The 15,809-nt window shown below is 51.9% G+C and carries 12 protein-coding genes; 1 reads left to right on the plus strand and 11 read right to left on the minus strand.

Features of this window, described 5'->3' with window-relative positions:
* Window positions 1–67: 67 nt before the first annotated feature.
* Genes MUG84_RS10200 through MUG84_RS10220 form a run of 5 tightly spaced genes read right to left on the minus strand, consistent with a single transcriptional unit; the run spans window position 68 to window position 4,408 of the window.
* Window positions 68–979 (minus strand): polysaccharide deacetylase family protein, encoded by a 912-nt coding sequence (locus tag MUG84_RS10200; RefSeq protein WP_244724706.1) that lies wholly within the window; start codon window positions 977–979, stop codon window positions 68–70.
* Window positions 951–2,273: an MFS transporter gene (locus MUG84_RS10205; protein ID WP_244724709.1), complete on the minus strand. Its 1,323-nt coding sequence runs from the start codon at window positions 2,271–2,273 to the stop codon at window positions 951–953. The genes MUG84_RS10200 and MUG84_RS10205 overlap by 29 nt, the downstream gene beginning before the upstream one ends.
* Window positions 2,274–2,327: 54 nt before the next feature.
* Window positions 2,328–3,032: an LrgB family protein gene (locus MUG84_RS10210; RefSeq protein ID WP_244724712.1), complete on the minus strand. Its 705-nt coding sequence runs from the start codon at window positions 3,030–3,032 to the stop codon at window positions 2,328–2,330.
* The gene (locus MUG84_RS10215; protein WP_244724714.1) at window positions 3,016–3,393 is read right to left on the minus strand and encodes a CidA/LrgA family protein; all 378 of its coding nucleotides are present in this window, start codon (window positions 3,391–3,393) and stop codon (window positions 3,016–3,018) included. Before MUG84_RS10215 ends, MUG84_RS10210 begins: the two co-directional genes overlap by 17 nt.
* A gap of 52 nt (window positions 3,394–3,445) precedes the next feature.
* On the minus strand, window positions 3,446–4,408 hold the full coding sequence (locus MUG84_RS10220; RefSeq protein ID WP_244724717.1) for an acetylxylan esterase: 963 nt from the start codon (window positions 4,406–4,408) through the stop codon (window positions 3,446–3,448).
* 218 nt (window positions 4,409–4,626) lie between these two features.
* Between MUG84_RS10220 and MUG84_RS10225 the strand changes: the two genes are divergently transcribed.
* A complete protein-coding gene (locus MUG84_RS10225; RefSeq protein WP_244724719.1) occupies window positions 4,627–5,496 on the plus strand; it encodes a hypothetical protein in 870 nt (289 codons plus the stop codon).
* 148 nt (window positions 5,497–5,644) lie between these two features.
* On the opposite strand, the gene MUG84_RS10230 is transcribed toward MUG84_RS10225, so the two are convergent.
* The 6 genes from MUG84_RS10230 to MUG84_RS10255 all read right to left on the minus strand — a co-directional run bounded on the left by MUG84_RS10230 (window position 5,645) and on the right by MUG84_RS10255 (window position 15,747).
* Window positions 5,645–8,431, minus strand: coding sequence for an endo-beta-N-acetylglucosaminidase (locus tag MUG84_RS10230; RefSeq protein ID WP_244724721.1), 2,787 nt, complete (start codon window positions 8,429–8,431; stop codon window positions 5,645–5,647).
* A 109-nt stretch (window positions 8,432–8,540) separates the two neighbouring features.
* Window positions 8,541–10,067, minus strand: coding sequence for an ABC transporter substrate-binding protein (locus tag MUG84_RS10235; protein ID WP_244724723.1), 1,527 nt, complete (start codon window positions 10,065–10,067; stop codon window positions 8,541–8,543).
* Window positions 10,068–10,175: 108 nt separating this feature from the next.
* Entirely contained in the window at window positions 10,176–11,123 is a 948-nt protein-coding gene (locus MUG84_RS10240) for a carbohydrate ABC transporter permease (protein ID WP_244724725.1), read from the minus strand.
* A gap of 17 nt (window positions 11,124–11,140) precedes the next feature.
* Window positions 11,141–12,070, minus strand: coding sequence for an ABC transporter permease (locus MUG84_RS10245; RefSeq protein ID WP_244724730.1), 930 nt, complete (start codon window positions 12,068–12,070; stop codon window positions 11,141–11,143).
* Between the two features lie 270 nt (window positions 12,071–12,340).
* Entirely contained in the window at window positions 12,341–13,894 is a 1,554-nt protein-coding gene (locus MUG84_RS10250; RefSeq protein ID WP_244724733.1) for a response regulator transcription factor, read from the minus strand.
* Window positions 13,891–15,747 (minus strand): sensor histidine kinase, encoded by a 1,857-nt coding sequence (locus MUG84_RS10255; RefSeq protein WP_244724735.1) that lies wholly within the window; start codon window positions 15,745–15,747, stop codon window positions 13,891–13,893. The genes MUG84_RS10250 and MUG84_RS10255 overlap by 4 nt, the downstream gene beginning before the upstream one ends.
* Between the last annotated feature and the right edge of the window lie 62 nt (window positions 15,748–15,809).

Here is a 15,809-nt window from a genome sequence, read left to right on the forward strand (position 1 = left end):
AAAACGTCTATCGATGTACTTTCACAGAAGCGAGGGCCGCATTATCTCTCTTCTCCGTTTCCAAAAGTCATCTCAGCAGTACCTGCACCAGTCGCAGCGCCGAACGCAGACGCGGACGTTTCAGATGCTCCTGCACATAACGGTAAGTGGTTAATTCTACCCCGGCATCGCGCATCGCATAAGTAAAATCATCGTCGAAGGGCAGCTGGTATTCCCATACCCGCTTGGTGTAATTCGGAATTTGTTCCTGCATCCATGGATCCGGCACGCCGGGATGGATATAGGTTTCACACACGCCGTCCGGCAGATGGTACAGCTTGGCGATGATTGACTGCTTGAAGCTCTCGTATGTCTCCCCTTCCTCCATGCCGAAGGGATGAGACAGCAGGTAGTCAGGGATCGGCACGCCTAACGCATCCGCCAAGGCGACGACACGTGCAACCGGACGCTCGATGCCTTGCAGTGAGCCCAGCAGTGGATCTTCCTTGTAGATATGCCGAAAAAAACGCATCGGGAGCTTCCACCGCGACACCTTCCACAGCGTCTGCGGAAGCAGGCTGCGCCCGGTCTCTATACCGTACAGGCTGCCCATATGGTTGTCGACGTGGCTGATCACGATGCCTGCTTTCCGTGCCCGTTCATATTGCGCGTCAATTTCCATCATCGCAGCCCTGGTCTGCGCCCCCTGTTCAAACTCCTTCACAGTGCGGTATTGATAACCGTTGTCGTCATGCAGCGAAGGATCGCCCGTCAGGCTGCGCCAGCGCAGCGCTTCAAACTCACTGGTCATCGTCAAATGCAGTCCCACATTCGTCTGCTTCCGACGCGCCGTCCAGGCGGCTGCCTCCTCAAAGCCGGGCGCAACCGCCATAATCGTAGCCGAGGATACCTTCCCCTCCTCCAGGAGGGCCATAATCGCTTGATTTAGGGCAGGGCTTTGCCCGAAATCGTCACAATTGAGGATGAGTTTCTTCCCCATGCGTCAAGTCCCCTCTCTGGTTCGCGGTAAATTCAAATCGGGTGAACAGTGAAATGATGATCGAGAGCAACAGCAGGCAGAATGGCACAATGCTTATGAGTACCTTGAACGTCATTTCCGGATTCGGCCCTGGCTTGTCGCCGCTTTCGTAGCCGAAGATCAAGCCAACGATCAGAAAGGCAAGCGCCGAGATCAGACCGCTCGAACGGGTAATAAATCCGGCTACCGCGGTATAAATTCCTTCTCTTCGCAGCCCTGTTTTCTCCGCATCCTCGTCAATAATCCGGCCGCTGACCATCGCCGGCGTCACCAGAAAGCCAGCAAGTCCGAAACCGACGGCAATTCCGGCCGCCACCCCGCTAATCAGATTGAAGCCAAACCACAGCGGAAGCACAGATACGGCATAGACCACGAGCGACAGCCGCCATACCTTTACACCGTCCATTTTGCGGCAGATCCAGTACCATACGAATACCAGCGGAATGACGGAGACGAACACCGCTGCCATCAGAATCGTGACCTGCGCATCGTCGATTTTCAGCACATACTTTGCATAAAACGGAATAATCGAGCTCACAAGTCCATTCACCGTTTGAGCAAAGGAATTCGAGATATTAAAGAGCCAAAATTTCTTGTTCTTCAGCGTTTCCCGGAACGCGGCCCTCAGCTTCAAAGGCTCGCCAGCGCTGTATTCCTTGCGTTCGCGGACTCCAAGCATGCATACCAGCATGCTGATTCCAAACACGAAGGCGTAAATGATGGACATGCTCGAGAAATTCAGCGCCTTGAAAATGATCGGCGTCAGCGCCGATCCAATCAGCAGCGCCACCACCTGATAGCTTTGCTGGATGGCCGACGCCTTGGCGCGGAGACGGTCCCCCTGGTACAGCTCCGGAAACAGAGCTCCATAATTGACCCACAATACTGTGGAGACCGCCTCAAACAGAATTAATGCCGTCAGAAACCAGGCGAACAGTCCGTTCTGCGATAATCCGCCGGGAGGAGAGAACACCATGATGAAGGTCAGCATGAACATCGGCATGGCGCCGAAGATCCAGGGTCTCCGTCGTCCGAGCCGGGTGTTGGTGCGATCGGACCAGTGGCCGAACAGCGGATTGTTCACCGCGTCCCAAATGAGGAAAATCGTCCGGGCTAGCGTCGCCAGCCCGATGCCGAGTCCAAGCTTTTCCACGTAGAAGAAGCTGTAAAACGTGCTGAAGGCCTGGCTCGGAACCATCATGGCAAACATACCGAGCGCGAAGGTATAGGGCGAATTGACCCATTTGCGCTGCATGCGCATTCCTCCCATTCCGTGAATAATTTATTCTATTAATATTCAACATATGGATTATTTTACCTCTATTTGCCAGAGAAACCCTAGCATATGCAGCGGGAGCGCTAGCACTGATACCCAAATACCGGTCAGTCCCATGCTGAAGCCGCTGACGGCGCCCATCCATTCCGAGTCCTTGAGCACGCGTGCGGTGCCGATGCCATGTGAGGTCGTACCAATGGCAACGCCGATGGCCGTTTCATCCGTAATGCCGCAGAGCCGCAGCAGCGGCGGGCCGATGATGCTTCCCATAAGCCCCGTTAACACGGTAAGCACCGCCGTTAACTCCGGATAGCCGCCATAAAGCCGCGATACCTCCATTGAGATCGGCGTCGTTGCTGATTTAGGCATCAGCGTCCAGGCCATGTCGCTGCTTCCACCCATCCACATCACGAGCAGCCCGGCGCTTAGCAGGCCGCATAACGCTCCGATCGTAATGCCGCCCAGGATGGGCCGCCAACTACGACGGATTTGCTCAGCGTTCTTGTAGATGGGCACGCCTAGCGCAATCGTCGCCGGTCCGAGCAGAAAGCTCAGCCAAGAGCCGCCCTTCTGGTAATCTTCTACCGGAATCTTAAGCACCACGAGCATAATCATGATCACGGCGCTCGTCATCAGCAGCGGCTGCACCCAGGAGCGGCGGGACTGGAGCCATAAAAATAATGCATATACAATAACGGTAACGGCAATGCCAAATAAGGGATCAACCGCGATGGACATGCGTTTCCTCCTCCTGTTGCCGGATCCTTCGGGCCTGCAAATGGCTCTGCACCAGCCATCCGGTCACGAGCAGCGAAAGCAGCAGGCTGATGACCCCACTTCCCGTTATCAAGGCCCAGTGGTCGCGCAGATACGGGAAAAAGGCTAGGCTTCCTACAATCACCGGCACAAAAAACAGGCTCATGTATTTAAGCAGGAACGACGCCGTTTCCTCCACCTTATGGAGCGACACCCACTTCAAAAACAAAGCCGTGATAAATAAAAGCAAGCCGATCACATTGGCAGGAAGCGGCAGACCCGTCAGACGCTGAATGAGCCATCCGGCCAATTGGAAAAAGGCGAGTATGGCAAATCCGATCATCTTGATTCCTCCTTGTGAACGGCTTGATGTCTTATATTGAATTGAATTGAATCTATAGATCCTTCAGGAATTGAATGATTTTATCATGGAGTCCCGGCAAGCCTTCATGCCCAAAGTCCGGGAAAATCTCCAGCTGTACAGGCGCGGTTATTTTGTTAATAGCGGCAAACTGCGTGGACGGCGGGCACACGGTATCCATCAGTCCGACACCAACGAGCACATCGGCCCGAATACGGGGAGCCAGGTTTTGAATATCGATATAACCAAGTTTCGTAAAAATCTCGTCCTCACGTTTATGCTGTGGATCAAAGTATCGGAAATATTTGCCGAGCTCTTCATAAGCGTTTTTGCACAAGTCCATTTCCCAGGTCCTCCGGTAATCGCTCAAGAATGGATAAACCGGCGCCGCTTTTTTGATGCGCGGTTCCAGTGCCGCACAAGCCATCGTGAGGGCACCGCCCTGGGACCAGCCGGTAGCACCGACGCGATCCGCGTCTACCTCCGGCATATTCATGACGATCGAAGCCAGCTGCGCCGTATCCAGGAAAATGTCCCGGAACAGCAAACGATGCGGGTCCTTATTCTCCAGTCCGCGGATAATATGGCCGTGATGCGTATTGCCGATCACGCCGCCGGTATCCTCGGAGAGCCCCCCTTGTCCGCGTACGTCCAGCGATGCAATGGAAAAACCAAGCGCAGGATAAACCATCTTGTCTATCCAGTCGCCGCTATGTCCCGTGTACCCGTGAAACTGCAACACAGCTGGATGCGGCTCCGTGGTTCCTTTTGGACGAATGTATTTCGCATGTACTCTGGCACCGCTTACACCCGTGAAGTACAAATGGAAACATTCCGCAAAAGGAAGCTGAAAATCAGCGGGAATCAGCTCAACCTGAGGATCTACAGCGCGCATTTCTTCCAGCGCTTTTTCCCAGTAATCATCGAAATCATAGGGTCTTGGATTGATTCCCTGGTACTTTTTCAGCTCTGATAGGGGCATATCGACTAGTGGCATCTCGTCATCACCTTTTTATTCTGATTTAAACAAATTTACGTTGAGTTTGACAACTACTTTTTTATTGACTCGCCTTGTATACCTTGTTTGCCCAGTAAACCGGGTCTGCCCCGCTTTCGCATTCATAAAGTCAGTTAAAGCAAAACCCGATAATATGTGTCATTTCAAATCCCCGTGAATAGGCTATATCATCACATTTGATCTGGAGGTTCTTTCACATGACGACAAGCTATCCCTTCGGGCCCGGCTTCCAGCACATATATCCGGTTCCTTTTGCTTATGACCCGTATGCTTATACACTTCGCAGCCCGTATCCGCCATCCTTCTATTACTGGCCTGTGCCGGACCGCTCCTATCCTTACTTTGGAGCCTTCCCGGGGTATCCCGCATATCCGGTTTACAGCGCCTATTCCGGACCGTATCCGGGCATCGCGTATAATTCTTCGTTCCAAGCGCCGGATCCAAACCGGGTAGAGCCGACTCACAAGGGTTTTCAGGTAAAGCTCCAGCCGCAGCCCGAGAAGAAGACTGAAAATGTTCAAGCCGAGAACGTAAAGGCGCAAAGTCAGCCTGGAGTGAAAATGAATACAGGCATCGAGGTTGGCGGCAAGCATGGCGCTGGTTTTCAAGCCACAACCCAGGTCGACAAGCAAGGCGTAAGTAACCAGGTCAGCAGCCATGTAGGCTCGGAAGCGTATGGACTTAGCATGCAAAGCGAAGCAAGCCTGGACAACAGCAATAAAGGTTTTCAATTCGAGACTGGTGGCCAGCTCGGCGGCAAGTACGGCATCCAGGCTCAAATGGAGGGCCATGCCGGCATCAAGCAGGGGATCGGTCTGAACACCGAGGCACAGCTCGGCGGTGAACATGGCATCGGTGCTCACATGAAAGGCCAGCTCGGTGGCGGCCATGGAGCTGAATTCACCACCGGGGCGCACATCGGCGGCGACCACGGCGTTGGCGCGCATGCCGGGGCCCAGGTTGGTGGCGGTCAAGGCGTAAGCTTCAAGATCGGCGGAAATCTCGGCAGCCATGACGGAGAAGTGGGCATCAATCTCGGCAAGGAGAAGAAGCAAGCCGAATCGTAATAAACGAACTACTCATGCATATGAGCCGATTGGATCTCCATGAGTGAACAGCAAAAAGGGGATGTCCCTGAAGTGGTAAATTCACTTCTGGGATAGCCCCTTTAAGCTTGCCTGCGTTACTCAGCCATACTTCCGCTATTTCTGCTACTTATTTCAAGCCTAATACCTCTAGATCATAAATACGCGCTGCAGTATCCCCGCCCTGGGTCGCCTGATCGATTTGCAGGCGTACATACCGCGCAGGGGTCAGCTCGATCGCATGGCTGCTGACCGCTTTCGCCTGATCCTTCACCGTAACAACGTCCTTCCATGTTGTGCCGTCCTGGCTCACTTGAATCTTGTATGCACGCGTATTAAACGCAGCCGGTTCACCTCCGGCTTCCGCATGCCGTATCACAAACCCGCTGATCTTGCGTTCCTCTCCAAGATCCACAACCAGATGATGCGGTCCGTCACCGACAGCACACCACTTCGTATTGGTCAGCCCGTCCACGGCAAACTGCGGAGCCTCCTTCTCGTTCACAGAGCTCGACGCCGTCGCTTCTTTGCCGAGAGCTAGATTGCCGACACCGTTCGCGGCTTCCTTAGTAACCGTAATAAGCTTCTTGTGGACTGTGTCCTCACCGACGCTGTTTTTCGCCGTCAAAGTAACCTCGTAGGTTCCTCCCTCGCTATACGTCACTTTCGGATTCTGGTCCGTGCTGGACGAAGGTTGGCCACCTGGGAAGTTCCAGTGCCAGGACTCAGTCACCTCCGAGGACAGATCCGTAAATTGCACCGTTTCCCCTGGCGCAATCAAGGTCTTATCGGCCTCGAAGGCTGCGGTCGGCTTCGGATATTCCGGCCAGTCAAAGCTTACACCTGCTCCCTTACCCGGCTCATAATGGCGGTTCACCGGAATGACCACCATTTTGGTCGATTTCTCCTGCTGGGTCCGCTTCATTTCGGGCACATAATAAACGGTATTGCCAGTTGTGCCCATCAGCTCGTACTTACCATCCGGATGAACCCGGTATACCTGGTAGTACATATCGTCTTCGCCCTGCTTCGGCGCCTTCCAAGACAAACGGGCATCGCCATAAATTCCGTCACGGAAATCATTTTCGATCACCTGCAGATCGGTTACCTGGTGCGGCTTCTTCGCCTTGTCGTTCACCTGCGTAACCGCCAAGCGGCCAATGTTGGCCTGGTAATCTGCCAGATCCGCCGCGGCGTCGAACCGGAGCGAAATACCAGTAATCGTACGTCCTTTATACTTGTTCAGCTTCACGCTTCCCTGCTTCCAATCCTGCCCTGCACCAGTCTCCGTCCACTTCTTCGGCTCGAAGAACTCGTACTTGTCAGGCGCATCAGCAAAGGCCAGGCCTATCTGTACATTGACGTCCTTCCCGTTCTTTACATTGTCGGTGTACACCACCGATACTTCCGTCGTCTCCTCCACCGGAATGTTTGCCTTGTACAGCTTGACATGGGTGGAAGAGCCCTTGTTTACAGGACCCGCAACCTGAAGCGAGCTGCCTCCGTAGAAGGACTTGCTGAAATCAAAGCTCGGCTGAAGCGGCTCGCCTATGCCGTTTGACTCCGCAATCCAGCGCCAGGTCGGCAAAACATCCTGCAGGCTCCGATTGCTCCAGTCGCGGTTTCGCATTACTTTGCCATCCACGGCAAACATGTGGCCGTTACCCGTATTGAAGTGAGTGATGAATTCAGAATCGGTCAGTACGCTTTTCTCAACAACGTCATTCGCGATGCCTCTCCAGGCCATCGGATCCCCGCTCTCCGGAGGTAACTTCGCCGGATTCATGGCGGTCCCCACCCAGAAGTTCTGTTCCTTCTTCAGAAATTCCTCATGCGTCTCGGAGCTGTTAAACGTCCAGTCCGGACGGTAAATGCCAAGGGAAGTCGTTGCAGGCTTTCCCTCCGGGAACAGCACTGGCCAATTGATCCGGCTGTCGTAGCCCTTGGCCTCAACGTCGATGCCGGCGTAAAGGTCATACGGACTGCGCCCCAGCTCCGCCGCTTTCGCCGGAGAATTCAGGAACGGGGTTACATAATCGTATTTACCGTTCTTATCGTCCTTGTACTGCCAGCGGAAATCGATAAACATGTTGTCGGACACGCGCTGATTTCCCGCTTGGTAGAATCCGTCGTTCTTGTCCGTCAAGGCCCCCTGCCACTTCACCGGCCCGTCCTCGATCATGGAATCGTACCAGATAATCTCCATTCCTTGCGGCTTCTTCTTCTGCAGATAAGTTAAAAACTCAGTCATTTGGGCTGCATCTTCAGGTGTTCCGCCCTGGGTTTCCTGGTTGATGAACCATCCGTCAAACCCGTAATACTTTGCAACCTCGATCAGCTTGTCTGCCACCGGGAAGGATCCGTCTTCCCGCTGCTGCAGCAGATCGCGCATCCACTGGATTTTCCCGCCATGCTCCTTCTGGGGCAAGAATACGGTTCCAAAAACGGGGACGCCATTTTTGTGAGCCGCATCGATCACATCCGAGCTTGGAGGTACAATCAGGCCCTCACCAGCCGAGCCACCCCACATAACGAGCTTGTCGATATACTGCCAGTTGCTGAAAGTATAGGTATGGAATTTCTCCGATCCCTGGGAAGGAGCGCCGCTCGTGCTCGGATACATCGAAGCGATGGCCATCACCTTGACCTCTTCCTTGGCATTAGGGTTTGTCTTTACGCCTTGAATGCGGTTCTGTTCAAGCTTGACCGTTCCCCGGTTAAACTCCGCATCCTTATCTGTGGACGGCGACCATTCCAGCAGCGTATTTGGATACCAATACGACGAATGCGGTTGTGCTGCTTCCGCTTCCCCTGCAAATCCTGTTAGGGCTGCTCCCAGCAACGCCGTGCTCATCCACATGACCGTTCTGCGCTTCCACTGTGTTCTGCTGAAATAACTTGGTTTGACTCGTTTCATAGAATAACCTCCTGTATCTGTAGTGAGAACATATGATGAAAAAAAGAGATTAATGGGCGAAACGGCGGTACACCCCCCGACCGTTTCACCACTTTGATCACATTTCAAATTACTTGTTGTTTTCAGCTTTCCAGGCATCAAACTGCTTTTGCGCTTCGGCAATAACTTTGTCGATGCCGGCATCCTTGAATTTCTGCTGCGCCTTCGGCAGGTACTCCTCAGGATCAACCGAACCGGTATAAAGCGCAGGAATAAATTCCTTAGCAACGTTCGTGATCGAGGCCACTTCGGTTTTTACAGGTGCAGTGTCAAAGTTGAAGCCGAAGGTCGGCGCCACTTTTGCAGAACTGTTGAACTTCTCAAACGCATCCCACTTATCCTTAGGCTCGTCTTTATGAAGATACGTCAGGTACATATTACCGAGCGCAAAACCAGGCATAGCGTAACTTTCCTGCATCCTAGGCAGGTCCTCGATGTATGGATCTTCAAGCTTCTTATAGTGCGTTCCTTCCAGACCATATTGAATCATGTTGCGCAGCTTAGGATCGGTATTGAGCAGGTTCAGGAACATCATCGCCCGCTCCGGATTTTTGGAATACGATGAAATCGCCATCATCGAGCCTGCTGCGGAGCTGGTGTAAATAACCGGGTCATGCATCGGTCTCGTTACAATGTCATAACCTGCACTTCTGGACCAACCCAATTCGGCATACGGTTGCGTAATTTCGCGGTCAACGAGCCATTTGCCAGTCTTCATGTTGTCGATGCCGTCCAAGGTAGCGATGTCCTCGCGTACATAGCCTGCCTTATAGTATTTACGCATCGTCGTCAGAGCCGATTTCAATTCAGGCGTTTCCAGCACGTTTACAAACTTGTAGTCCTCGGTGTCCAGATACATACCAATCGGGATTTCATCTCCGAGCGGGTAGTCGAACGGCATATACGGCTTGAAGCCCTTTGGCACCGCAAGCGGCGTGATTTCCGCCGGCTCGTTCTCCTTGATTGTCTTAAGCAGCGGCTCCAGATCCTCCAGAGTCGTTACTTTGGAAATGTCCAGATTGTATTTATCCACATACTTTTTATTAAAGCGCCATACATATTGCTGCGCCAATTCCTTATTAGTCGGTACGGCATAGTTCACGCCTTTAACCTTCGTTCCCTCCAGGAAACGGGGATCAAGCTCTTCCTTGATGCCCTTACCATACTTGTCTAGCAGGTCATTCAGTGGCATGAAGGCACCTTTAGCAGCATTCGGAAGATATTCAAAAGCCCACGAGCTGGTAAAAGCGATGTCGTAGTTCTCGCCGGAGCTGGTGATTACCTGCATCCGCTGGCTGTAATCGCCCCAGTCAATCATGCTCAGTTCAATCGTTGCGTTGATTTTCTCCGTCAGATATTTGTTGATCTCCTCTTGTACTATAGGAAGATCCTTTTGGGAAGGTCCAATCATGTACATTTTCAGCTTTACCGGATCCAGCTTGGAAGCATCAATCGTGCCGTCGCTTTGAATGGCTGATTCCTCTTTCGCCGGTTCACTCGCCGACTTTTCTTCGTTTTTGCTGCCGCAGGCCGACAAAACGAAACTCAGCGCAAGCACCAGAGTAAGGGATAATAGAGAAGCCTTTTTCTTAAACATGTGTTTTCCCCCTGTATCGCTTATTTTATTGCTATATTGATACCGCTTCCACTTTAGTGCCCGGATTGCTCCGGCAGGGTGTGGGTTTGCGGGTTCAACCATATGAGATTAACCTTTGACCGAGCCAACCGTCAGGCCCTGGACAAAATACCGCTGAAAGAACGGATACGCCATTACAATCGGCAACGTGGCCAATACCACCATCGCCATTCGCACGGTTTCGGTCGGTAAGCTAGCTGCCGCATCGAAGGAACCGAGGTGCTGTGCATTTTGGGTCAGGAAGTCCATGTTCTTTTCGATTTTCATAAGCAAATACTGCAGCGGTACTGTTGATTGCGGATCGTTGTAGTACATCAAGGCGTTAAACCAGTCATTCCAATAACCGAGTGAACTGAATAGACCGATCGTTGCAATCCCCGGCAGCGAGATGGGGAGCACGATTTTGACAAAGGTCCGAAATTCGCTTGCGCCGTCAATCCTGGCTGACTCAATGATTTCGTCCGGAATCGTCGTCTGGTAGAAGGTTCTCATGACGATAATGGAGAACGCACTCAGAGACAGCGGAAAGATTAGCGACCAGATCGTGTTCTGCAGATGCAAAAACTGGGTCATGACGATATAGCCGGGAACCATGCCGCCCGAGAACAGCATCGTAAAAAACGCCAGGAAACTGAAAAATCCTCTGAATTCGAAATTTCGCCGGGACAAGGCATACGCATATGTCGTCACCAGTGTCAGACTGATCAGCGTTCCCAGCACGGTAACCAGCAGCGTAAGCCCAAATGAATGCAGCAGCTCGGTTCCCGATTGGAAAATATACTCATACGCTGCAAAGCTAAACTCGCTCGGAAACAGTCTGAACCCTTCCATCGCCAGTGTCTGCTCATCCGTCAAAGAAATAATGATAACAAATAGAAACGGAAAGACACAGGAAAAGGCGAACAGGCCGATCACAATATTAAAAATCGTATTCCACACGGGAGAAACTGCGTTGTAGTCTCTCTTTCTCGCACGTTTGGGCCGCCGGCCAGCGGCTTGTACAGAATGCTGTGTCATGGTACACACCCCCTGGATTAAAAGATCGCGTTGTCTTTTTCTATTTTTCGAACGATATAGTTGGCGATCAGAATCAGAACCAGCCCTACGATAGATTGATACAATCCGGCAGCGGTACTCATACCGACGTCACCCATATTGATTAGTCCGCGATAGACGAAGGTGTCGATAACATTCGTTACCGGATACAACGCGCCTGAATCCTTCGGAAGCTGATAGAACAGACCGAAGTCGGAGCGGAAGATGCCGCCGATGGCAAGTATAGTCAGAATGATCATAATCGGCTTCAGGAGCGGAATCGTAATATACCGCGCCTGCTTCCATTTGCTGGCTCCATCAATAACAGCCGCTTCATAATAAGACTTGTCGATCCCTGTAATGGCCGCCAGATAGATGACGCTGTTGTAGCCTACGCCTTTCCAGATGCCGACAAATACGATGATGAAGGGCCAATACTTCGGTTCGGAATACCAGCTGACGGGATCGCCCCCGAAGAAGGTAATGATTTGGTTCAGCACTCCCTTGTCCACACTCAGAAAGGTGAAGGCAAAGTAACTGATGATGACCCAAGACAGAAAATGCGGCAAAAACATGCCGGTCTGATAAACTTTGGCCGTGCGCTTATTAACCAGCTCATTCAGCATGATGGCAAAGCCGACGGCAATGATCAGGCCCAGAACAATAAAGATCAGGTTGTACAGAATGGTATTTCGCGTAATGATATAAGCATCGTTTGTCGAAAACAAATATTCGAAGTTCTTGAATCCTACCCATTCACTGTTCATCACGCTGGCGAAAAAGCCGTCCGGACTGATCCGGAAATCCTTAAAAGCGAGAACCGTGCCAAACATGGGCAAGTAAGCAAAAATGAGAAACCAGATGGTTCCGGGCAGGATCATCAACAACATAAATCGATTTCGGATAACCTTCTTGATGAACGCCGACATATGCACTCCTCCTCTTTCCTTGTTAAATCCAAGTGATGAAACCGCTGCCACAAGATCCCCTATGATCCTGCCGAGCGAGAAGCTTTCGGCAAGCCGTTCATTTATGTATCACTCGCCCTTAACTATTTCCATTGTGCCAAGTAAGCGCTATCTTTCTCAAGTTGAAAAAACCAAGAATGGGATGGAAAAATTAAAGAATCCGCCGTTTAGAGACAAAAAAGGACAGACTCCGGAGGGATTGACCAGAGCCTGTCACCAATCGTTCACATTCTATTTCAGATTGGAATACATCGATCTCGTTTCCGTTGGCGATACACCGGTGTATTTTTTGAATTGCTTGTAAAAATACGAGCTGTCCGTATATCCGACGCTGCTGGCGATATCGGCAGTCTTCCGGTCCGTATACAGCAGCAGCTGGGTTGCCTTCTCGATCCGGTACTGGTTCAGATAATCGGAAAAGCTGGCGCCTACCTCCTGCTGGAAGAGCTGCCCGAGGTAATTCGGATGCAATTGCAGGCGCTGGCTTAATGTTTTGAGCGACAGCTCTTCCGGGAAGTGGTGCTGCACCTGCTCTACCAGGAAGGAGACATGCGGGCTGTAGCCCTGATCCCCTTCCTGCTGCCGCTCCAGACAGCGCTCCGCGATCGCCAGGACATGACCCCTTAGGCCCCGGAGCGTATGGATTTGATGGATGGGCGCAAAGATCCCACTGTAATCGGGGTTCTTCTCCAGATCCTTCGCGGCCACCATCAGCTGTACGGCCGCGTTGACGTATGGTTCCCGGGGAACCGTCGCCTCCTGGCCGCCAGCGTTTAAGACGGAGTCGATATACCCCTTCAGCGCCGAAGCGTCGCCTTCAACCAGCAGCTTAATAAAATCGTCGGTACCGAAGCAGCACAGCGACGTCTCGGATGACTCCCCCTCGGAAATAGGACCGTACAAAATCCCGTCATCGCCGGCGACCAGAGAGGTGCGGAAATGCTCCTTGGCCGTGCTGTAGCTGCCCTGGATCAGCCGGAGATCACGGATCCCGGCGATTCCCTTCGAGCACCACAAACGAAGCCCCGTCAGCCTATGCAGCTTGTCCATCGCAGTTCTCATGCTCTCCCAGGACAAATCGCGCTCCCCGGCCTGGCCGGACAGGATGACAATATCGTCATCCGCATCAGGGAAGCAAATGACCCCATGCCCCTCCCCAAGTTCCTCCGTAATCGCCCGACACATTTCGTCTGCGAGACTGGTCAGGCGATACAGCTGGGATACCGGACGATCGTCCGATATGAGGCGCACGACATGCACCTGAAAGGATTCATAATTCAGAGGGATCCCCAGCAATTCAGCCCGCTGCTTGAGTTCAGAGCTTTCAATCTCCCCGTTAACCCATCGCTGCAAAATGTTGCTGCGAAGAATTTTCCAATCCTCCTCGGAGCGAAAGCGATTCAGCTCCTCCCGTTCCCAGTCACCCCGGATATGCTTGATGGTCGACTCCAGCTCATCGATATTGATCGGCTTCAGGATATAGTTTTCAATGCCGAGCATTATCCCTTTCTTCACATACTCAAACTCATCATAGCCGCTCAGCACAACAAATTTGGTCCTCGGATGCATCTCCTTCACCTTCTTGATCAATTCCAGCCCGTCCATTCTCGGCATTGTAATATCCGTAAAGAGCAGATCCACCGGCTCCTCCCTTAACTTTTCCAAGGCTTGTACCCCATCGTTGGCCGAGCCAGCAACCTGGAGATCATAGTTCTTCCAATCCATGATGGCAGCAAGTCCCTTTGCGATCAGCGGTTCATCGTCAACAAACAATACCTTTCTCATCCTGTTTCCCCCTTGCGAAGCTTCGGTATTTGCATGCGGACCTCCGTCCCCTGCCCTTCCGTGCTATTGATAGTGACACCGTAATCGCCCCCGTAATTCAAAACGATTCGCTCGTGCACATTCATCAAACCGATAGAGCGGTAGCCCTTGTCGGGCGGCTGCAGGGTCTTTTCCAGCGTCTGTCTGATTTCATCCAGCTTCTCTGCCGAGATTCCCGTTCCGTTATCGGATACGATAATGATAACCCGGTCACGATCCCCTTCTGCACTCACAACAATCCTGTTGTCTTCCTCCAGTGGACGGAACCCGTGAATAATGTAATTTTCAACTACAGGCTGAATAAGCAGCTTGATCATGCTGCAGTCCTTGATTTCCGGGTCCACCCAGATGTCTGCCTCCAGCTTACCTTCAAAACGAATCCGGAACAGATCGAGATAGACTGAGCATATGTCAATTTCCTCCTCGACGGTCACGATCGTGCTTTTCTTCACCATGTTCTTGAACATGACCGAGAGGCTGTATATCATCTGTCCCACTTCCTTCGCCCCCATAAAATACGCTTTCATCCGTATCGATTCCAGCGTATTGTACAGAAAGTGTGGGTTGATCTGGGACTGCAGCGCCACCAGCTCCGCGTTCTTCTGCTTGATTTCAGAGGTATACATCTTATCGATATACTGTTCCAGACGGTCGCCCATGTCGTTAAACCGGCGGGCAATCTGCTGAAGCTCATCCTCTCCGCTAAGCTGGATGCGCGTGGACAAGTCCCCCTCGCCAATCCGGTTCATGGAGCAGATAATCCGCTGAACCTGTTTGGAATATTTGCGAATGATGGTAAAGGTAATCGCAAAGCTGACCGCCATAAACAGCAGCGTGACGAGAATCAGCGTATTCCTTAGACTCTCCGTGCTCTCACGGATCAGAGACTTGGGCACAATGCCTACAACCGACAGTCCCGTATTTCCGACATTCAGTACATTCACCTTGGAGGGCTCATCCAGGTGCACCCAGTCCCTGGGATTCCCTTGCTCCAGACGGACCCGGTACGGATAAGCCTGACCATAATACTCCCCTTCGGAGTCGTAAATAACGGTTCCCTGGGCATTCAGAACAAGAATTCTGCCCTTGAGCGATGTGCGGCTGTCCAGAAATTTGTCGACCTCCCGGCCGTCAAATTCCACATTGATCAGTCCGACCCTTTTTAGAGTCCACGGGTCTCGCAGCTCCCTTGAATAGGAATATGATTCCGGAACGGAGCTCTCTATTGGCGAGCCCTCATTCTTTGGCATGGCATCCCAGCTTTGCTGCTCCCTGCGGGCAAACCAGGCTTCCCACTGGCTATTGGAACCGGATTCATTCATAAGCTGCTGACTGTACCTGGTGATATGCATATAAGAGTTGTTCGGATAGCTGTATATGGAAACGCTTGCAGAACTTTGCTCCCGCTCCAAATAATTTTTCAGCAGGGTATTGAAAGACCTCAAACGCTGCTCACCGGTACTGGTGAACAAATCCAGACGATAATTCAAATAGCTCTCATAATCATGGTTCAGGTAATAGATCAGATCATCGCTTAACGTAGCGTCACCGTAAATCTGCTGAATCACATTCTGAATGCTCTCATACTGCCGGCTGAGGTAGCTGTTCAGCGCTTGCGCCGATTGGAGATTAGCATCGGTCTGCTCCTGAAGGATGCGCTGGGCTTGGTATTGATATACCAGCATTGCGGTGATGCCAGACAGCACAATCGTTACGGCCGAATAGAGCAAAATGATTTTATTAAACATTTTTCGCTTCAGATACTTTAAATAAAAATGGCGCAATCTTGAGATGTCAACCACACCCTGTTTCATAAATGATAGTACGGCACCCAGTTTACACCGTTTCCTGTAATGGGGCAATTATATTTCCCTCT

The organism is Paenibacillus mangrovi (genome assembly GCF_022898935.1).
Taxonomy (GTDB): domain Bacteria; phylum Bacillota; class Bacilli; order Paenibacillales; family Paenibacillaceae; genus Paenibacillus_AQ; species Paenibacillus_AQ mangrovi.

Coding starts and splice junctions, on each gene's coding strand:
- MUG84_RS10200 (WP_244724706.1), bottom strand. CDS start 979: ATGGGGAAGAAACTCATCCTCAATTGTGACGATTTCGGGCAAAGCCCT.
- MUG84_RS10205 (WP_244724709.1), bottom strand. CDS start 2,273: ATGCAGCGCAAATGGGTCAATTCGCCCTATACCTTCGCGCTCGGTATG.
- MUG84_RS10210 (WP_244724712.1), bottom strand. CDS start 3,032: ATGTCCATCGCGGTTGATCCCTTATTTGGCATTGCCGTTACCGTTATT.
- MUG84_RS10215 (WP_244724714.1), bottom strand. CDS start 3,393: ATGATCGGATTTGCCATACTCGCCTTTTTCCAATTGGCCGGATGGCTC.
- MUG84_RS10220 (WP_244724717.1), bottom strand. CDS start 4,408: ATGCCACTAGTCGATATGCCCCTATCAGAGCTGAAAAAGTACCAGGGA.
- MUG84_RS10225 (WP_244724719.1), top strand. CDS start 4,627: ATGACGACAAGCTATCCCTTCGGGCCCGGCTTCCAGCACATATATCCG.
- MUG84_RS10230 (WP_244724721.1), bottom strand. CDS start 8,431: ATGAAACGAGTCAAACCAAGTTATTTCAGCAGAACACAGTGGAAGCGC.
- MUG84_RS10235 (WP_244724723.1), bottom strand. CDS start 10,067: ATGTTTAAGAAAAAGGCTTCTCTATTATCCCTTACTCTGGTGCTTGCG.
- MUG84_RS10240 (WP_244724725.1), bottom strand. CDS start 11,123: ATGACACAGCATTCTGTACAAGCCGCTGGCCGGCGGCCCAAACGTGCG.
- MUG84_RS10245 (WP_244724730.1), bottom strand. CDS start 12,070: ATGTCGGCGTTCATCAAGAAGGTTATCCGAAATCGATTTATGTTGTTG.
- MUG84_RS10250 (WP_244724733.1), bottom strand. CDS start 13,894: ATGAGAAAGGTATTGTTTGTTGACGATGAACCGCTGATCGCAAAGGGA.
- MUG84_RS10255 (WP_244724735.1), bottom strand. CDS start 15,747: ATGAAACAGGGTGTGGTTGACATCTCAAGATTGCGCCATTTTTATTTA.